Here is an 18,043-nt window from a genome sequence, read left to right on the forward strand (position 1 = left end):
CAAAGATCGGTATAAAGCAATGATTTACCTGAGATTTGGAAATCTGAATACGAGCTTCTTCCACTAAGAACGGTGAAGAGCCTTTTATATACAGTATTTTGAGTAAGGTATTGATATGGGTAAAAGCCCCTTCCTGAATAATGTTCGTACGTTTATGCGCCTGCGCGGAATGAGCCTCCGTACCGAGCATACCTACATTTACTGGGTCAAAGACTTCATCCGTTTTCATCGTCTCAAACATCCGGCGACGCTGGGCGGCGATGATGTCATGGCTTACCTGAGTTATCTTGCGGCAAAGCGTAACGTCGCGATTAATACGCAGAAAATCGCACTCAATGCACTGGCATTTTTATACAACCAGTTTTTGCAACAGCCATTAGGAGATCTGGATTTTACCTTTGCAACCAAGCCAAGGCGTTTACCTGAAGTGCTTAGCACACAGGAGGTTGCTGCAATTCTGCGCGATCTTTCAGGGCGCGATAAGCTGATTTTTTCTCTTTTGTTTGGTTCTGGTCTTCGTATTACGGAATGTCTGCGCTTACGCGTGAAAGACTTTAATTTTTCTCATGGAACATTAACGGTTCATGATGGCAAAGGCGCTAAAGACCGTGTAACCATTTTAAGTCCCTTATTACGCCCTGCCATTGAAGCAGAGATTTATAACGTACTTCGGCTGCAGGTGTCTGACAATCAACAGGGTATCGGCCCTTCTATTCCGGGAGTACTGGCCAAAAAGTATCCTTCGGCTTATCGGCAAGCTGCCTGGATGTTTTTGTTTCCATCATCCGGTTTATGCAATCACCCAATCACCGGCACTCTTTGCCGACACCATTTGCATGATTCTGTTCCTAGGAAAGCACTTCGCAAGGCGGTTATAAAAGCCGGACTTACCAATAAGCGCATTACCTGTCACACCTTCCGGCACAGTTTCGCTACCGAGCTGCTTCGTACTGGTCGTGATATTCGCACCGTACAGGAGTTACTGGGACATTTTGATGTAAAAACAACCCAGATTTACACCCATGTAATTGGTCAGCATTTTGCTGGCACTGCAAGCCCTCTGGATGCCATTGCATCGTTCTGAATTCAGGCACGCTGCCGCCCTTCCTTGTTCACGCCACAACAGGACTGGCAATATTTGATTTATGCATATCGTTCTCAGGGAGTATCAGCATCCGTTCCGCTGCTCAGACGAGCGGGTAGGCTCAGCAATCCCTGCTTTTTCATTAGACTATCGGACTTTATTACCGCTCTCAACTGATAAATCACTGATCATATACATGGGTATATTTTAAACGGTCGTTCTGATTTACCAGCCATCCTCCCCTGCTCAGTGCCTTCTAAACCTGCACCAAACGGACACCTGATCGTACTCCCGCTCTCTGGAAAATCCGGCAAACCCCGGAAAACCGGCTACACTTGGATGCAGAGTTTCAATTTTAAAGCCTGCTCGCCAGACTGCGGCAGAAGCAGGCAATCGGTGGCTGCCAACCAGCGCGCAGCCCGCACACGGAGGTAATATCACCATGACCGATCTGATGGAAAGTACTGAGGAAATCAGTCTCCTTAACGCCGAGGTTCAACGCCTCGAAGACGAAATTCACCGCATCACCAATAAACTGAATAACGATGGCTTTATATCCCGGGTTCCTGCGGCGATGATTGAGAAAGAACAAAAGAAAAAAGCCAGCTTTGAGCATGATCACGCCAGATTAAAAGAGAAAATTGCCGCCATCAGAGGCTAGCAATATCTGCGCAGGAGTTAAGCGTCGGCAGGCCCGATACTCCTGCAACCATACTCCTAGCTCACAGCCCTAACGGCTAAGCTCCAGACTTCAGACCAGAGATTCCGATCCAAAACCCAAAAGCCTGAATCCAGTGATACCGGATTCAGGCTTTTTTATTCCACAGTCCAACGTCAAGGGGCAAAGCTACCTTAAATACGACTCCAGTAAGTTAAAGCGATATTCAACTTTCCATTCTTCCGGATAATTTTCGCCCACCCAGCGGGTAACATCCAGCGGAATGCTATACGTCAGCTCAGGATCATAGCCAATGGTTGTAACCTGAATACTTTCCACATTTTTATCCAGTAATGGGCCGCCATTCCAGCGGTCTGACGCATGGCAGTATAAAAACCAGTAATCGTCTCCCTGAGGCAAAGTCCATATCCGCGGAGCTGTCTCTGCCCGTTCTTTCAGGGTAAGTTTGAGCTCATAGTTCGTGGCATTAAGAATGTTGTAAGAGCTGCAGGCGATGGAAGTCTCTTCAGACTTATCATCAGCACCACAACCAGCTAATACAAGCGCAGCAAATATCAGAAGTTTTTTCACAGAACATCCATTTCCGGGTAAGAATTACAGAGGAACGGATGCTGCCAATATTACATGACAGATAAATGACAAAACTAAAAATAAAAACTCAGAGCACCTCTGAATAATTCAACGCTGAAGGATATTGCCCAGTTCTTTGCTGCCAGCCGTCACCGGATGAGCCAGCGGGGCTCCATCATGCACATACACTTTACGTGCTCCGGCACCCAACCCAAGCTCGGTGTACATGCGCCGCGCAATATCAGTTATACCGCCTTCTGTTTTTTCCATCGGCTGAATAATCAGCACAGGTGAACGCGGTAGCAGACTTTTTTCATACGCACTGGCAATGCCGTAACGCAGCAACCGTTCTGCATAAGCAAAATCGGCAATTAACAACCGTGGATGATCCAGAGGGTTGATCAGTGTTAAATCTGGCTCTGGCTTTTCATTGGGTTGTTCATTCCGCTGTTCTTTTAATTGCTCTTGCTGATACAACTGCGCGGCTTTGCACCCAACGGCCAGCACAATTTTTTTACCGTTTTCGGTGCATATCGCCAATAACGGCTGGTCGTCAAAAACTCTGGTTGATTGCGTGCAGCTTATTCGGATACGGTCGCTCCATAATTGCGCATAGCAGGTTCCTGATGGCAGTGAGCGGATAAAAGCAGACAGCATGTTATTCCCTTAATCGTCAGTCATTTTGTATACAGAGAACGGGCCGCTATACGTCGTTCAGCAGTGCCAGCGTATAGTTCAGGCGCTCGTTGGCGGAATCCATTTCCAGAATTTCCTGCAGAATATCGGCATCGAAAGCAATCATACCAAACAGCTCAAAGCTGAAGGCCTGCGCGGTTTTTGCCTGCCATTCCGGTGATTCCATTAAATAATTAATACTGCGCTGTACGTCTTCATCGCCCTGCCCCAGCGCGTATAAACGGTGCAGGATTTTATCTTTTAATTGCGCGTTATCGGCGTCTTCCTGTTCGGCATCTTCAGCTTCACGGTCGGGGAAAGCTTCGCACTGGTAAATCTGATAGGGCAATAATTGTACAGCCTCACCCAGGTGGTAACGTTGCTCAATATGAACGTTCAGGTACATGCGGCCGTCGTCGCTGATTTCGACCAGTTCGCAACGTCCGGCGCTGACCACATCGTACGGACGATAGGTTGCCTGGTTGCTGTTCAGTGCTTCTTCCAGATTGTCGGCCGGTTTGCCGGGGCTGATCATTTTTTCGGTATGGCAAATGGCTACCGGCATGCCGGTATCCAGACAATGCTGGATCATCGCACGATAACGTGGCTCAAATACGTGCAGCGGAAACACGGTGCCGGGGAAGGTAACGCATCCGGGTATCGGAAAAATACAAATGTCGGTGGTGCTGCCGCTTGCGTCTGGTGTTGCATGGTCTGCGGTCATTGGCTATTCCTCGGTTTACTTTACGCCATCAGTGAGGCGATATTCTGCGCCGTAAGGTGAATAATATTCTGCCGCGCCTGCGGGCTGATCCAGGCGTTATGTGGGGTAACAATCAGATTCAGATTGCCCTGCTTAAGTGCAGATAACAGCGGATGCCCTTGCTGCGGTGGTTCAATCGGAAGCACATCCACGGCAAGCCCGCCCAGATGTCCGGCCTGCAATGCCCACAGCGCTGCCATCTCGTCGATAATACCGCCGCGCGCGCAGTTAATAACCAGGCAGCCACGCTTAAGATGATCGATGTTGTCGCGGTTGAGCAGCTGCTGAGTATGTTCATTCAGCGGGCAATGAAAACTGAGCACATCGGCTTCTTTTATCAGTTCCGCAAATGCCGGACGGCGGTCATCGTCACCGCCGGGCCGGGCGCTGAATTTTACGATCATACCCAAAGCGTCGGCCAGTTTGGCCACCGCACTACCCAGAGCCCCCTGTCCCACAATCACCAGCGTTTTACCGGCCAGCTCGGTCGTGCGGTGATTAAGCAAACAAAAGAACGGGCTGTGCTGCCACGCCCCGGCCGCCACATCGTGCTGATACAACGGCAAACGCGCGGCTAAAGCCAGCATCAGCATCAAGGTATGCTGCGCAACGGAATGCGTGCCGTAGTTGCTGACGTTGCGCACAGGGACACCCAGTGCCCGGGCAGCCGCCATATCAATATTATTAGTGCCGGTGGCCAACACCAGAATGCCCTTACGACCGTGCATGGCCCAATCCGGAATCAATACTTTATTGGTGAGAATCAGATCGGCGTCGGCCAGGTGCTCTTTAAGCTGCTCCGGATGAGTGCGGGCATGAACACGCAGCTCGCTCACCGCATCGCGGATTGGGCTTAAATCGATATCAGTGCCAAGGGTATCGGCGTCCAGCAATACGGCTTTCATAACATCTTCCCGTGAGTATTGTGCGCATCGGCACGTCTTTAGCGCGGCATGCAGCGGGTATTCAGACCTGCGCATGCAGTCAGCTAAGGCCAGGCAGCGCTTAATTGTATGGTGTAAAAGACATCGCTGGCTAATACACCCTGCCTGCTCCACTATGATTTAAGCGCTGACGGTTAAGTAGTCGCTTTCATATGTGGCTTTAACCAAAAGAAGGCATTGCACCAGCCAGAACAACAGTCTGTTGCGTTATGACAGGATGAATTCCGTAAGCCTGCCCGCATATAGTTATCGCGATAATCATATACCCATCGACCCACCGGAGTTACTATGTCCACCGACACTCAGATTCTGTTCAACGCCACGACCGTCGGCAATGTTACCCTGCCTAACCGTTTCATTATGGCGCCGCTTACCCGCTGCCGCGCCGTTGATCACCAGCCTAATGAGCTGATGGCCGAATACTACAGTCAGCGCGCCAGTGCCGGTCTGCTGATTACCGAGTGCACCATGGTCACACCGAACACGTCGGCTTTTGGTAACGACCCGGGCATTTACTCTGCTGCGCAGATCGAAGGCTGGAAGCTGACAACCGACGCCGTACATAAAGCCGGTGGCCGTATCTTTATGCAAATCTGGCACGCAGGCCGCGCGGCGCATCCGCTGCTGAATAACGGTACTGAAGCGGTAGCACCCAGCGCCATAGCCATTAACGATGAAGTACACACGCCAGAAGGCAAAAAACCATATACCGTGCCACACGCACTGACCACCACAGAAATTACCGCCATTGTTGAAGATTTCCGCAACGCTGCCGCCAGCGCTATTGCCGCCGGTTTTGATGGGGTGGAAATTCACGGTGCCAACGGCTATTTAATTGACCAGTTCCTGCGCGATGGCTCAAACCAGCGCACGGATGAGTACGGCGGTTCGCTGGAAAACCGAGCCCGTTTTCTGACCGAAGTACTGGAAGCCGTTACCGCCGAAATTGGCAGTGGCCGCGTGGGTCTGCGTTTGTCACCGCTGAACAGCTTTAACGATATGCGTGACAGCGATCCTCTGGCCTGGACCGAATATCTGACCAAGCATCTGAACCGCTTTAATCTGGCTTACCTGCATTTAATGCGTGCCGATTTCTTTGGCGTGCAGCAGGCCGATGTAGTGAGCGTGGCGCGTGAACATTATCAGGGCCACCTGATGCTGAACATGGGTTACAACGCCGCCGAAGCCGCTGCCGTTATTGCCGCCAAAACCGCCGATTCTGTAGCCTTTGGTACCAGCTTCCTGGCGAATCCGGATTTACCGACACGTGTAGAAACCGGTGCCGAGCTGAACACGCCGGATCAGAATACCTTCTACACCCCAGGTGCCGAAGGCTATACCGATTATCCGTTTATGACGGCCTGATCATAAAAAAATCCTGCACGGGTTTCGTCCGGTGCAGGATTTTTTTATTTCCGGAGATCTGATCAGGGACGTTCGTCGTATTGTGGAATATCGTCGTGCGCTCCATCCCATGAGGCTTTTGAGCCCATAAAAATATGCGCAACAGGCTTAACCTGCACATCGGTGTCGAGCGTGCCAATGCGCAGCCGGTAAATATCCGGCATCGACGGTCGGCGACTGTACAGCGGTGAACCGCAGTTTTTGCAAAAGGTCCGGAATACACCGGGCGTGGATTCAAACTCACCGACCAGCGCTTGCCCTTTGAGCAGACGGAATTCATCCACCTTAATAGCGGCATTAACCGCAAAAGCGGAACCGTTGGATTTACGACACTTGCCGCAGTGACAGATCATCGCCTGGCCAAGATCGCCATCGATTTCATACTGAATGCCATTACACAGGCAACTTCCGCTTAACATACTCTTCTTCCCCTCCCGTTCAGGACTTCAGCGCAGCGCTGATGGCATCGGCAACAACCGCATCCGTTACTTTCAGATCCGGTGCGAAACGGGCAAGCACAGTACCGTCTTTACCGATCAGAAATTTCTCGAAGTTCCACATAATGTCGCTGTCGTTTTCCGGCAGCAGGTTTTTATCCCCCAGCTTTTCTTTTAATGCACCACCGGCAACCGCCTCAGGCTGAGCTGCAATCAGGCGCTGATACAGAGGATGACGGCCGCTGCCGTTGACTTCGAGCTTGGCAAACAGCGGAAAGGTTACATCGTAGGTGAGGCTGCAGAACTGCTGAATTTCATCTTCGTTGCCCGGTTCCTGACCCAGAAACTGATTGCAGGGAAAGCCTAAAATTTCCAGCCCGTTGGAGGCCTCGGCTTTGTACAAAGCTTCAAGCTCGGCGTATTGCGGAGTAAGACCGCATTTGGACGCCACATTCACCAGCAGCAGCACTTTGCCACGGTAATCGTTCAGCGCCTGAGTCTCGCCCTGAATGTTTTTAACCTGAATATCGTAAATGCTCATACCTGATCTCCGCAGTGGGTTTTTCAGACCACAGGCTGACGCATTAACCCCACAGGGTCAACGACCAGAAATGGAAACAATGCTTGCAGGTAATTGCCGTCAGTCTCCCTGACGGGTGCGCTTGATAAACCGGGCATTACAGTCGGCATCAATCAGGGTAAAAATGCTGTAGTGTTTTTCACCGGTTTTGACGTAGCTGGCCACTTCTTTGCGGCGACTCGGATGGTGCACTTTCAGCACCCGGGCGGGATGAAAGATTTCTGCCACTTTGAAGTAAGCCTTGGCTTTTTCATCGCTGGCAGCCTTGGCGTCACGGTCAAGACATTCGGCATACGCCGCTGGCACCAGAAACAATAGCCCTGCCGTCAGTATTGCCAATAACCGTCTGAAAAAAGTGTCCCAATAAACGCGCATAAACCTCTCCGGATATCAGAGAAGTGTAGACCGCTCAGCCGCCCGCTGTTTGCTGATGTTGGCGATTACTGGCGGATAAATAACAGGCAAAAAAAAGCCGCAGGCATAAGCACTGCGGCGAGCTTCTCGAGCACAGAGAAATCGTTAGTCGTCGGAACCCATCACACCCAGAATCTGCAGCAGACTCAGGAACAGGTTGTAGATAGCAACGTACAGTGTAACGGTCGCAGAGATGTAGTTCGTCTCACCACCGTGAATAATGGCACTGGTCTGGTAAGCAATCAGACCGCTCATCAGCATGATGAACATGGCGGATACCGCCAGAGAGATCATTGGCAGACCCAGGAACAGGTTACCGATAGACAGAGCGAAGGCGACCAGAATACCCACCATCAGGGTTTTGCCCATACCGCTCAGGTCTTTACCGGTGCTCAGCACCCAGCCAGACATAGTCAGGAAGATCAGGCCGGTAGTACCCAGTGCCATGGCGATCATATCGGTGCCGCCCGGCAATTTGGCGTACATAGAGACGATAGGTCCCAGGGTCAGACCCATAAAACCGGTCAGGGCAAATACCGAAACAATACCCATTGCGCTGTTTTTGGTTTTTTCCACCAGGAACAACAAGCCAAAGTAACCCACCAGCGTCAGAATGATGCCCGGGTGTGGCCAGTTAAAAGCCATCGACATGCCAGCCACACCGGCACTGAAGATCAGTGTCATGGAAAGCAGCATGTAGGTATTACGCAGAACTTTGCGGCCATCCACGGCCTGCGTTTCATACGCCTGATTCTGTTCAGCCGGAACAACCACCGGCTCAGCGGATGCAGACTTCATATTCAGATAATCGGGACGATTCATTGCCAACTCCTGTTTGTCAGAGATGCCGCCATTGTAGGCAGCGTGAATACAAAATAATATTCGAATTATCTTACGCCAACGCATCGGTTTTTACGAACATTCTATGAAACGACTCAATTACAAGCACCTGCTCTATTTTCATACGGTCGCGGCAGAAGGCAGTGTTCTTGCCGCAGCCAAACGGCTGAATGTAACGCCGCAAACCATCAGCGGACAGATGCGCCTGCTGGAAGATGACTTGGGCAATGCGTTGTTCGCCAAGGCCGGACGAGGACTGGAGCTGACCGATGCCGGACGGGTGGCGCTGGATTACACACGGGAGATGTTCCGCCTCGGCGATGAACTGCAGGAGGTAATGCATCAGGGCGCGACCGAGCGGCCGCTGGAGTTTCGTGTGGGAATTGTTGATGCCCTGCCCAAATCCATTGCGCATCGCCTGCTGGTGCCGGCTCTGGGTCTGTCTGGGCGTATGCGGATTGTCTGCCATGAGGAGCAGATGCCAACCCTGTTAGGCGAACTGGCAGTGCATCGTCTGGACCTGGTGCTGGCCGACAGCCCGATTCCTTCCGGTATGAATATCCGCTGCTTTAACCATTTGCTCGGACGCAGCACCCTGGCCTGCTTTGCCGCACCGGCCCTGTACCGGCAATACCCCGGCGAGTTTCCGGAATGCCTGCGCGATGCCCCTTTGCTACTGCCGACCGACACCGCGTCCGGGCTGCGTACCGAGTTGCTGAGCTGGCTTGACCGGCTGAGCATACCGATGCAGATTGCCGGCGAGTTTGACGATTCCGCCCTGCTGGAAGCTTTCGGTCATGAGGGTCATGGCTTTTTCTTTGCGCCAGCGGTTATCCGCGACGAAATCTGCCGTAAATATCAGGTGCAGTGCGTGGGCGAGGTGAATGATCTGGTGCAGGAGTTTTATGCGATTTCGGCTGAACGCCGCATCAGCCATAACGCGGTCAGGCTGATTACCGACCGCGCCAAGGATGGATTTCTGACCAGCTGAGCAGGCCCCGGAATTACTCGACCGGGTTCCTGCATTCGTTACGCGCCGGATCGACTTTGCAACGGATCTTACGTTGTAATTTCAGCATCAACGGGTCGTACACACCTTTGTCACGCAGCGCGATGCGCAGGTCCCTCAGGTGCGCCTGCTCTCTGGCCTGTTCGTCGGCCGGAATATCAATCCAGAATGAGGCATCAATATTGGCGCGCTCTTTTTCAACCCGTCTTACGTAATTGTCGAACTTAAACAGGAAATCTTCGCGCAGAATCTGCGCCAGTCCGACCGGAAAACGCTCACTACGGCCAATCAGCTGAATCGTGGACTGTGAAAGCGGCATATTCAGAATGCCCATGCCCGGCTTCGCTTTCCCCGTCCCCGCCACATGGTAAGCCACCAACGGTGCCAGCATCGCCTCCGCCTGACCGCTGACAAACTGATCAACACTACTCAGCAAACCACCCGTACGGGCCTTTGCTTTCAGCTGCTGCGCCAACGCCTGCAGTGATACATCAGTGTCGGGCACGAGCAGATCTTTACCCGCCATCTGCGAGAATTTATGCAGCGTGCGATTGCCGGAATAGGCGTAGTTCTCACCCAGAGACGCAACCCCCAGCACCACATAATCGCCTTCTTGCAGACGCCCGGCCATTTTGGGGCTGGCCACCACCTGCATCAGCATCTGCAGATGCTGCACATCGGGAATACCGCCCAGGGCTTCCAGCGTTCCGGAAAAGCGGTTAAAACTGAGCGCACGACTGCCACTGATCAAAGCCGCATCACACTGTCCGGAAGTCAGGTCATTAATCAGACTGTCTTCGTCCTGATAAGCGATGAGGGTGAGATTGAGCCCGTAATGCATTGAGCGGAACTTTTGGTCATCAACCGCGGCAAACACCGGGCCGGCCTTGCCGAGCATATCCCAGACGCAGAAACTGCGATTGATTTTGCCGTTTTCTAATTGATCGGCGTACAGTTTTTTCAGCGCTCTGATGCGCTTTTCCAACGGCAGATTCTGACTCATGACCGTTGCTTCCAGCTTGTCCAGCTGCTTACTGTCATACTCTGCTGCACTGACCGTGTGCACGCCAAGTAATGCTGTTGCCAGACAGGCAACCCATAGGCTTTTGATCATCCGAATATCCTGCTGAGTTCTGTGGTGATTATGATTGTTGTTATTGTTTTTTAGCGTTGGCTGTAACGGACACCGTCAAATAAAGAGGTTATCCCTTCGGGCCTTATTGTCTTTATCATCGACGCATTAAATGAAAACAATGCCACGATAACAATGTCGTAATCTGCCTTTATAACCCTTTTTATTGCCGGAGATAACCGTTACGGATACGACAACAAAGGACAAAATACGATAAACACACGCATTAACTGCTCCCGCTGACGGTTGCGGCGACCCAGCTCCTGCTGATACAACTGCACACAGCAATGCCCGACCTGGGCAATGAATTAAAAACAGGAATGATTCATCAGTGTCCGGGTGTTCAGTAATTTACCATTCTTAACAGAACAAAAATGAGTTAGTTATTAATGTAATAAACGGCCTGAAGCCTCAGCGATAAAAATAACAAGGACCCACTCATGTCAGTCAAAACACCTCTGGAAATGCTTTATCACTGGGAAAAAACCACACCGGATGCCGTGTATCTGCGTCAGCCGATCGATGGGGTTTTTCATGATTTTACCTGGGCCCAGGTGGGCGAGCAGGTACGCAGAATCGCCAACGCATTAATTGCCCAAAACTTTGAACAGGGCTCGCACATCGCCATCCTGTCGAAGAACTGTGCTGAATGGTTTATTACTGATCTGGCCATCATGATGGCGGACCATGTCTCTGTACCTATTTATTTTACCGCCGGCCAGGAAACCATCCGCTACGTTCTTACGCACAGTAACTGTCAGGCTATATTTATTGGCAAGCTGGACGACACCGAGCACCAGTGTGCCGCCATCGACAGCCACATTACCCGCTTCGCCATGCCTTACGGCGATATTCCTGCACGCTTCCAATGGCAGGAACTGCTGCAACAGCCACCACTGGCCAGCTCACCGGTTCCCGCTGCCGATGACACCATGACCATCATTTATACCTCCGGCAGTACCGGTAATCCGAAAGGAGTAGTCAACACCTTTGGCGCTTACGGCTGGAGCTGTCAGGCTCTGGCCAAGGCTCTGAAAGTGAGCAATCAGGAGCGCATGCTCAGTTACCTGCCACTGGCTCATATTACCGAGCGTGTGTATGTCGAAGGGGCCAGCCTGTACAACGGTTTCAGTGTTGCCTTTGTTGAGTCCCTCGATACCTTTGCCGAAAATCTGAAAGCCGTATCGCCAACCTTATTTATCTCGGTGCCGCGCCTCTGGACACGTTTCCAGATGGGTGTACTGGCTAAAATCCCACCGAAAAAACTCAACCGCCTGCTCAGTATTCCGATTCTGAAAGGCATTGTGGCGAAAAAAATCCGCCAGCAACTGGGACTCGACAGCGCACGCCTGTTTGGTTCAGGCTCCGCACCTATTTCCCCAGCGACACTGCACTGGTATGAACGCATTGGCATTAATATCAGCGAAGGCTGGGGAATGTCTGAAAATAACGGACTGGGAACCCTGAGTTATCCCTTCCGTCGCGATAAAATCGGTTGCATCGGCCACCCCTATGATGGCGTTGATCTGCGCATTGCTGAAGACGGTGAAATTCAGCTGAAAGGCCCCTGCGTGATGAACGAATATTATCTGGAGCCGGAAAAAACCGCCGAGGCCTTTACCGCTGATGGCTACCTGCGCACCGGCGATAAAGGCACGGTCGATGCCGATGGGTATGTGCGCATCACCGGCCGCCTGAAAGAAATTTTCAAAACGGCAAAAGGTAAATACGTTGCTCCGGTGCCGATTGAATCGTTATTAATGGAAAATTCATTAATCGAACAAATCTGCGTAACGGGTTCCAACCTTAAGCAACCCATCGCTCTGGTCGTGCTGACACCGGAAGCTCAGGTACACGACGAAAGCCATTTGCGTCAGAGCCTGAAACACACCTTGGAGCACATCAATAAAAAACTGGAAAGCCACGCGCGCCTGGATGCACTGGTGGTCGTTAATGACAGCTGGAGTGTGGAAAATGGCTTGCTGACGCCGACGCTGAAAATTAAACGTCACTTAATCGAGAGCAAATACCACGACCTGATTCAGAGCGAGCACAGCCAACCGGTGGTATGGCAACACCACTGACAGCGCCACTGATAACCATCAAAACGCGGGCGTTATTCGCCCGCTAACTCTTCACAGCGCCACACGCCCTGTTCGCCAGCCAGCAACTGGCTGAGACGCGGCAGCAGATTCTGCATTTTGGCCTTTAAAGTCCACGGCGGGTTAATCACAATCATGCCGGATGACGTCATTCCCCGGCCATCGGTATCAGCACTTAAACCCAGCTCAAATAACTGAATACGGGCGATTCCTGTCGCTTTAAGCTGCTGCTCCAGTTTATTAATCCGGCTGCGTTCAACCACCGGATACCAAAGCGCATAAGTTCCCGTCGCAAAGCGGCGATGAGCCTTAGCCAGTGTTTCCACGACCAGCTCATAATCGCTTTTAATTTCATACGGTGGGTCCATTAAGACAAAGCCGCGACGCTCACGCGGCGGCAAAGCCGCAATAAGGCCTTTAAAACCATCGCCCTGCTCAACCCGAATCCGGCGATCGGTCGCCATTAATTCGTCCAGCAAGCGAAAATCCTGCGGATGCAATTCAAATAATTGCGCCCGGTCCTGCTCACGCAAAAATAACTGACCCAAACGCGGCGACCCCGGATACAGCTGATCGCTCGTCAGACCACTCTGGTCATGAGCCGGACGACTGTCAGCCACCGCTTGCAGATAATCCTGTAATTCCGGCCAGTCACAATCCTGCAGACGGCCGATACCGGTTTCGAACTCGGCATTTTTTTCGGCTTGCGCCGATTGCAGTGAATACAGACCAGCACCTGAGTGAGTGTCGATATAGACGAAAGGTTTTTCTTTCTGCTGCAGGTATTGCAGGATTTCAACCTGAATCAGATGTTTCAGTACATCGGCAAAATTGCCGGCATGAAAAGCGTGGCGGTAACTCAGCATAAGATGTCCGCAATGGTCAGATTAAACGTGATTAAAAGATAAAAAAAACGCATCGCCAGGCGATGCGTTTTTAAGGCAGGAGGCCATCAATCAGGGACGGTCGTCCACTTCTTCCACTTCCGGCGGCATCAGATCTTCGCGGCTGATGTTCATCAGCAGCAATAAGCTGGAGGCAACGAATACCGATGAATATGTACCCACCACCACACCAATCATCAGCGCCAAGGCGAAGTTGTGAATCAGATCGCCACCGACAATCATCAGAGCAAACAACACCAACGCCGTGGTTAAGGAGGTCATGATTGTACGACCCAGAGTCTGGTTGATCGAATAGTTGATCACCTCTTCTGAATCGCCACGGCGCAGCATGCGGAAGTTTTCGCGGATATGGTCAGCGACCACGATGGTATCGTTCAGCGAGTAACCAATCACCGCCAGCAGCGCGGCCATTACCGTGAGGTCAAATTCCCACTGGAACAGTGAGAACAGGCCGATGATGATGATCACGTCGTGAAACAAGGCCACTACAGCGCCGACCGAAAATTTAAACTGGAAACGTGCGGCAACGTAAATCATCACCACAAACAGCGCCAGTAATAAGGCCAGACCACCCTGGTCACGTAATTCTTCACCGACCTGCGCACCCACAAATTCACTGCGCATCAGTGTCAGTTTGTTCTCGGCACTCTGGGTCTGCAGAACATTCAGAACTTCTGCGCCCAGATTGTCACGGAAGGCTTCTGACATACGCACTAATACATCGGTTTCTGCACCAAAATGCTGAACCGTTACGTCACGGTATCCGGCATTTTCCAGTGCCGTTGAGATACGCTCGATGGATTCCGGTGTTTCATACTGAACTTCGAGCAGCGTACCGCCGGTAAAATCCAGACCCAGATTCAGGCCACGGGTTGCGATAGCACCAATGGAGATCACAATCAGAATAATGGACAGAATGCTGGCTGCATGACGCAGACGCATAAAGTTAAAGTTGGTCGCCCCAATCATGACTGACCTCCGATAGACAGGGTTTCAATACGGCGGCCACCGTAAATCCAGTTGATGATGGCGCGGGTCAGAACAATGGCGGTAAACATCGAGGTGATGATACCGAACGACAATGTGACCGCGAATCCTTTAACCGGACCGGTACCCACCGCAAACAAAATCACCGCCACGATCAAGGTGGTCAGGTTGGCATCGAAAATGGTAACAAAGGCACGATTATAACCTTCATGAATCGCCTGTTGCGGCGAGCGGCCATTGCCCAACTCTTCACGTATCCTGGCAAAAATCAGGACGTTGGCATCCACCGCCATGCCCACGGTTAATACGATACCGGCAATACCCGGCAGCGTTAACGTGGCACCAATCATTGACATCAAAGCAATCAGAATGACGATATTGGCCAACAGGGCAACGTTGGCAACCAGACCAAACAGTCGGTAATACACCGCCATCAGCACCAGTACCAATGCCAGACCCAGCACAACTGAGTTAATACCCATTTCGATATTTTCTTTACCCAGGCTTGGGCCAACGGTGCGCTCTTCTACGAAGTACATGGGGGCCGCCAGAGCACCGGCACGCAGCAGCAGCGCCAGCTCAGAGGCTTCGGCTGATTCCAGACCGGTAATGCGGAAGCTGTTGCCCAGCGTGCTTTGAATGGTCGCCAGCGAGATAATGGATTTTTCCACAATCTGAATGGTTTTCGGAACTTCAACGCCATCGATTTTTTCGTAAGTCGTTTTCGGTTTGCGCTCAACAAACAGCACGGCCATACGACGCTTCACGGCTTTGCGGGTGACCTGAGTCATCATCGCGCCGCCTTTGGCATCGAGGTCAATGTTCACCTGCGGGAAACCGTTTTCATCGAAAGATGGCTGCGCATTGGTCACGCTGTCGCCGGTCGCGATGATGGCTTTTTCCAGACGTGCAGTGCGGAACTGTTCATTGCGGAAAGCGTATTCTTCGGTCTGGAAACGACTGGCACCCGGCTCAGCTTCCAGACGGAATTCGAGGTTAGCGGCCTTGCCCAGAATTTTCTTTGCTTCAGCCGTGTCCTGCACACCTGGCAACTCAACCACGATACGGTTACGGCCCTGACGCTGAACCAGAGGCTCTGCGACACCCAGCTCGTTAACACGGTTACGCAGGGTCGTGAGGTTTTGTTTGATGGCGTAATCTTCAAACTCTTTGATTTTCGCTTCGGTGATGGTTAACACCACATCGGCGTATTCGCCTTTGTCTTCGCTTTCCTGCTGGAACTCAGGATACGTACGGGAAATAAAACTGTTGGCTTGAGTACGTACTTCAGCATCAACAAAACTGATACGCAGGGTCTGCCCTTCGATCTGAATACGACGATATTTCAGCTGTTCTTCGCGCAGGCGATTGCGGAATTCTTCGCGATAGTTCGTCATTTTGCTTTTGACGTAGTCATCCATATCCACTTCCATCAGGAAGTGCACACCGCCACTCAGATCCAGACCCAGTGTCATCGGACCTGCGCCCATATTCAGCAGCCAGTCGGGGGTGGTTGGGGCCAGGTTCAGCGCAACAATAAACTCATCACCCAGCAAACGCTGTACGGCGTCTTTGGCGGGTAACTGATTTTCGTTGCTGGTGAGGCGAAACAGTGCCGTACTGCCGGTCACTTCTTCACCAAAAAATTCAATATTGCGTTCCTGCATAGCAGAGCGGACTTTACTCAGTACCACTTCTGACATTTCAGCACCGGAACGCGCCGGCGTTACCTGAATAGCCGCATCGGGTGGATACAGGTTAGGTGCGGCATAAAGGCAGGCAAATATCAGCGCCAGCACAATCAGAAGGTTTTTCCACAGCGGGTATTTATTGAGCATACAACTGCCCTTATTCCTTATTCAGAAAACAAAGACGGCCTCCTGAGAGACCGTCCTGAGCCCGGAGACGGGGCTTAAGCTTTAACGTCTTTGATGGTGCCTTTTGGCAGAGCCGCCGTAATGGCTACTTTCTGCACCGGCAACTGCACGCCGTCAGCGACTTCGATTACCACAAAGTCATCGGTAACCTTGGTGATTTTACCCAGCATACCGCCGGCGGTTACAACTTCATCACCTTTGCTCAGACCACCGATCAGATTTTTGTGCTCTTTCTGACGCTTGCTCTGTGGACGCCACAGCAGGAAGTAGAAAATCAGCAGAAAACCGCCGAGGAATACCAGCTGACCGGTGATTCCCATTGGCTGTTGTGCAGCCGCGGCACCGTCGGCCATCGCCAGACCGGAGGTAGTTAAGGCCAGAGCTGCCAGAATTGCTTTCATGTAGAGAGTCTCCCAATTACTTACCGTGAGTTTGTCACGGCTGAACGACAAAATGTTTACAGACAACGCCATTAAGGCAATGTTTGTTATTTATTCCCTGGCTCCGGAGTTCTCATCCAGTGGCGGGGTCTTCATGCCCCGTTTGGCATAGAACTCATCGACAAACCCGGCAAATGTACCTTCTTCCAGTGAGCGGCGCAAACCGGCCATCAGGGTCTGGTAATAATGGAGGTTATGAATGCTATTTAAAGTGGCCCCCAGAATTTCTTTGCATTTGTCCAGATGGTGCAGATAGGCACGACTGAAATTTTTGCAGGTATAACAATCGCATTCGTCATCCACCGGGCCGTTATAGCTGCGATTCGCTGCATTACGGATCTTCAGCACGCCTTTGGAAGTAAACAGGTGCGAATTGCGCGCATTACGGGTCGGCATCACACAGTCAAACATATCCACGCCACGGCGCACGCCTTCTACCAGATCTTCAGGCTTACCCACCCCCATCAGATAACGGGGTTTATCCTGCGGCATTTTCGGCGCCACATGACGCAGCACACGCATCATATCCGGCTTCGGCTCGCCCACACTCAGACCACCAATGGCGTAGCCGTCGAAGCCGATATCCTGCAGGCCAGCCAGTGATTCATCGCGCAGCTCTTCGTACATTCCGCCCTGAATAATACCGAACAGCGCGGAAGGATTATCACCGTGAGCGTCTTTTGAGCGCTTGGCCCAGCGCAATGACATACGCATGGAGTCAGCAGCCTGCTTCTCGGTGGCCGGATACGGCGTACACTCGTCAAAGATCATCACAATGTCGGAGCCCAGATCACGCTGCACCTGCATTGAGCTTTCCGGTGTCATCATGACTTTGTCACCATTCACCGGTGAGCGGAAAGCCACCCCTTCTTCGGTGATTTTGCGCATATCACCCAGGCTGAACACCTGAAAGCCGCCGGAGTCGGTCAGGATGGGTTTGTCCCAGCCGATAAAATCGTGCAGATCACCGTGCTCTTTAATCACTTCCGTGCCCGGACGCAGCATCAGATGAAAGGTATTGCCCAGAATAATCTCGGCACCCAGCGCCTCAACCTGATCCGGGTTCAGGCCTTTCACTGAGCCATAAGTTCCCACCGGCATAAACGCCGGGGTCTGAATTTTTCCGCGCGGGAAGGTAATCGTGCCGCGGCGCGCATGGCTGGAGCCATCGGTAATCTCGGAGTGCAGCTCAAACTGCATA

Annotated in this window: 19 protein-coding genes; 5 read left to right on the top strand and 14 right to left on the bottom strand. The window is 51.9% G+C overall.

All coding sequences use genetic code 11. The features are described from left to right. Positions 1-115 precede the first annotated feature (115 nt). Positions 116-1,084 (top strand): integron integrase, encoded by a 969-nt coding sequence (locus NYR02_RS01180; protein WP_260974572.1) that lies wholly within the window; start codon positions 116-118, stop codon positions 1,082-1,084. Positions 1,085-1,526: 442 nt separating this feature from the next. After that, positions 1,527-1,745: a hypothetical protein gene (locus NYR02_RS01185; RefSeq protein ID WP_260974573.1), complete on the top strand. Its 219-nt coding sequence runs from the start codon at positions 1,527-1,529 to the stop codon at positions 1,743-1,745. 186 nt (positions 1,746-1,931) lie between these two features. Here the strand turns inward: NYR02_RS01185 and NYR02_RS01190 are convergent, their stop codons facing one another. From NYR02_RS01190 to NYR02_RS01205, 4 genes are all read right to left on the bottom strand, one after another. Beyond that, complete coding sequence (locus NYR02_RS01190) at positions 1,932-2,333, bottom strand: hypothetical protein (RefSeq protein ID WP_260974574.1); 402 nt, start codon at positions 2,331-2,333, stop codon at positions 1,932-1,934. A gap of 108 nt (positions 2,334-2,441) precedes the next feature. After that, the gene (locus NYR02_RS01195) at positions 2,442-2,990 is read right to left on the bottom strand and encodes a rod shape-determining protein (RefSeq protein WP_260974575.1); all 549 of its coding nucleotides are present in this window, start codon (positions 2,988-2,990) and stop codon (positions 2,442-2,444) included. A gap of 46 nt (positions 2,991-3,036) precedes the next feature. After that, a complete protein-coding gene (locus tag NYR02_RS01200) occupies positions 3,037-3,732 on the bottom strand; it encodes an LON peptidase substrate-binding domain-containing protein (RefSeq protein ID WP_260974576.1) in 696 nt (231 codons plus the stop codon). Positions 3,733-3,752: 20 nt separating this feature from the next. Then, the gene (locus tag NYR02_RS01205; protein WP_260974577.1) at positions 3,753-4,676 is read right to left on the bottom strand and encodes an NAD(P)-dependent oxidoreductase; all 924 of its coding nucleotides are present in this window, start codon (positions 4,674-4,676) and stop codon (positions 3,753-3,755) included. A 327-nt stretch (positions 4,677-5,003) separates the two neighbouring features. Between NYR02_RS01205 and NYR02_RS01210 the strand changes: the two genes are divergently transcribed. Continuing rightward, the gene (locus NYR02_RS01210; RefSeq protein WP_260974578.1) at positions 5,004-6,080 is read left to right on the top strand and encodes an alkene reductase; all 1,077 of its coding nucleotides are present in this window, start codon (positions 5,004-5,006) and stop codon (positions 6,078-6,080) included. A 62-nt stretch (positions 6,081-6,142) separates the two neighbouring features. On the opposite strand, the gene NYR02_RS01215 is transcribed toward NYR02_RS01210, so the two are convergent. The 4 genes from NYR02_RS01215 to NYR02_RS01230 form a co-directional block, all read right to left on the bottom strand. Then, entirely contained in the window at positions 6,143-6,538 is a 396-nt protein-coding gene (locus NYR02_RS01215) for a GFA family protein (protein ID WP_260974579.1), read from the bottom strand. Between the two features lie 19 nt (positions 6,539-6,557). Beyond that, entirely contained in the window at positions 6,558-7,097 is a 540-nt protein-coding gene (locus NYR02_RS01220) for a glutathione peroxidase (RefSeq protein ID WP_260974580.1), read from the bottom strand. Between the two features lie 99 nt (positions 7,098-7,196). Next, positions 7,197-7,511 (bottom strand): hypothetical protein, encoded by a 315-nt coding sequence (locus NYR02_RS01225; protein ID WP_260974581.1) that lies wholly within the window; start codon positions 7,509-7,511, stop codon positions 7,197-7,199. Positions 7,512-7,655: 144 nt separating this feature from the next. Continuing rightward, positions 7,656-8,372, bottom strand: coding sequence for a Bax inhibitor-1/YccA family protein (locus tag NYR02_RS01230; RefSeq protein ID WP_230332094.1), 717 nt, complete (start codon positions 8,370-8,372; stop codon positions 7,656-7,658). A gap of 103 nt (positions 8,373-8,475) precedes the next feature. Here NYR02_RS01230 and nhaR point away from each other — a divergent pair, with 103 nt between their 5' ends. Then, entirely contained in the window at positions 8,476-9,381 is a 906-nt protein-coding gene (nhaR, locus tag NYR02_RS01235) for a transcriptional activator NhaR (RefSeq protein ID WP_260974582.1), read from the top strand. Between the two features lie 13 nt (positions 9,382-9,394). Here nhaR and NYR02_RS01240 read toward each other — a convergent pair whose 3' ends face one another. Beyond that, positions 9,395-10,513 carry a putative solute-binding protein gene (locus tag NYR02_RS01240; protein WP_260974583.1) on the bottom strand — a complete coding sequence of 373 codons (1,119 nt, stop codon included), beginning with the start codon at positions 10,511-10,513 and terminating at the stop codon, positions 9,395-9,397. Between the two features lie 458 nt (positions 10,514-10,971). Between NYR02_RS01240 and NYR02_RS01245 the strand changes: the two genes are divergently transcribed. Further along, complete coding sequence (locus tag NYR02_RS01245; RefSeq protein WP_260974584.1) at positions 10,972-12,615, top strand: AMP-binding protein; 1,644 nt, start codon at positions 10,972-10,974, stop codon at positions 12,613-12,615. A 32-nt stretch (positions 12,616-12,647) separates the two neighbouring features. Here the strand turns inward: NYR02_RS01245 and NYR02_RS01250 are convergent, their stop codons facing one another. From NYR02_RS01250 to tgt, 5 genes are all read right to left on the bottom strand, one after another. Further along, positions 12,648-13,499: a 23S rRNA (adenine(2030)-N(6))-methyltransferase RlmJ gene (locus NYR02_RS01250; protein WP_260974585.1), complete on the bottom strand. Its 852-nt coding sequence runs from the start codon at positions 13,497-13,499 to the stop codon at positions 12,648-12,650. 90 nt (positions 13,500-13,589) lie between these two features. Then, on the bottom strand, positions 13,590-14,507 hold the full coding sequence (gene secF, locus NYR02_RS01255; RefSeq protein ID WP_260974586.1) for a protein translocase subunit SecF: 918 nt from the start codon (positions 14,505-14,507) through the stop codon (positions 13,590-13,592). Continuing rightward, positions 14,504-16,363, bottom strand: a complete 1,860-nt coding sequence (gene secD / locus NYR02_RS01260) for a protein translocase subunit SecD (protein WP_260974587.1) — start codon at positions 16,361-16,363, stop codon at positions 14,504-14,506. Before secD ends, secF begins: the two co-directional genes overlap by 4 nt. 74 nt (positions 16,364-16,437) lie before the next feature. Beyond that, entirely contained in the window at positions 16,438-16,803 is a 366-nt protein-coding gene (yajC, locus tag NYR02_RS01265; RefSeq protein ID WP_260974588.1) for a preprotein translocase subunit YajC, read from the bottom strand. Between the two features lie 90 nt (positions 16,804-16,893). Continuing rightward, on the bottom strand, positions 16,894-18,042 hold the full coding sequence (gene tgt, locus NYR02_RS01270; RefSeq protein WP_476756252.1) for a tRNA guanosine(34) transglycosylase Tgt: 1,149 nt from the start codon (positions 18,040-18,042) through the stop codon (positions 16,894-16,896). Position 18,043: the final 1 nt, after the last annotated feature.

The sequence above is a fragment of the Thalassolituus pacificus genome (assembly GCF_025318105.1).
GTDB lineage: Bacteria > Pseudomonadota > Gammaproteobacteria > Pseudomonadales > Oceanobacteraceae > Venatoribacter > Venatoribacter pacificus.

Excerpts from the sequence above, each read along its gene's own strand:
- NYR02_RS01180 (WP_260974572.1), top strand. The coding sequence starts at position 116 with ATGGGTAAAAGCCCCTTCCTGAATAATGTTCGTACGTTTATGCGCCTG.
- NYR02_RS01185 (WP_260974573.1), top strand. The coding sequence starts at position 1,527 with ATGACCGATCTGATGGAAAGTACTGAGGAAATCAGTCTCCTTAACGCC.
- NYR02_RS01195 (WP_260974575.1), bottom strand. The coding sequence starts at position 2,990 with ATGCTGTCTGCTTTTATCCGCTCACTGCCATCAGGAACCTGCTATGCG.
- NYR02_RS01200 (WP_260974576.1), bottom strand. The coding sequence starts at position 3,732 with ATGACCGCAGACCATGCAACACCAGACGCAAGCGGCAGCACCACCGAC.
- NYR02_RS01205 (WP_260974577.1), bottom strand. The coding sequence starts at position 4,676 with ATGAAAGCCGTATTGCTGGACGCCGATACCCTTGGCACTGATATCGAT.
- NYR02_RS01210 (WP_260974578.1), top strand. The coding sequence starts at position 5,004 with ATGTCCACCGACACTCAGATTCTGTTCAACGCCACGACCGTCGGCAAT.
- NYR02_RS01215 (WP_260974579.1), bottom strand. The coding sequence starts at position 6,538 with ATGTTAAGCGGAAGTTGCCTGTGTAATGGCATTCAGTATGAAATCGAT.
- NYR02_RS01220 (WP_260974580.1), bottom strand. The coding sequence starts at position 7,097 with ATGAGCATTTACGATATTCAGGTTAAAAACATTCAGGGCGAGACTCAG.
- NYR02_RS01225 (WP_260974581.1), bottom strand. The coding sequence starts at position 7,511 with ATGCGCGTTTATTGGGACACTTTTTTCAGACGGTTATTGGCAATACTG.
- NYR02_RS01230 (WP_230332094.1), bottom strand. The coding sequence starts at position 8,372 with ATGAATCGTCCCGATTATCTGAATATGAAGTCTGCATCCGCTGAGCCG.
- nhaR (WP_260974582.1), top strand. The coding sequence starts at position 8,476 with ATGAAACGACTCAATTACAAGCACCTGCTCTATTTTCATACGGTCGCG.
- NYR02_RS01240 (WP_260974583.1), bottom strand. The coding sequence starts at position 10,513 with ATGATCAAAAGCCTATGGGTTGCCTGTCTGGCAACAGCATTACTTGGC.
- NYR02_RS01245 (WP_260974584.1), top strand. The coding sequence starts at position 10,972 with ATGTCAGTCAAAACACCTCTGGAAATGCTTTATCACTGGGAAAAAACC.
- NYR02_RS01250 (WP_260974585.1), bottom strand. The coding sequence starts at position 13,499 with ATGCTGAGTTACCGCCACGCTTTTCATGCCGGCAATTTTGCCGATGTA.
- secF (WP_260974586.1), bottom strand. The coding sequence starts at position 14,507 with ATGATTGGGGCGACCAACTTTAACTTTATGCGTCTGCGTCATGCAGCC.
- secD (WP_260974587.1), bottom strand. The coding sequence starts at position 16,363 with ATGCTCAATAAATACCCGCTGTGGAAAAACCTTCTGATTGTGCTGGCG.
- yajC (WP_260974588.1), bottom strand. The coding sequence starts at position 16,803 with ATGAAAGCAATTCTGGCAGCTCTGGCCTTAACTACCTCCGGTCTGGCG.
- tgt (WP_476756252.1), bottom strand. The coding sequence starts at position 18,042 with ATGCAGTTTGAGCTGCACTCCGAGATTACCGATGGCTCCAGCCATGCG.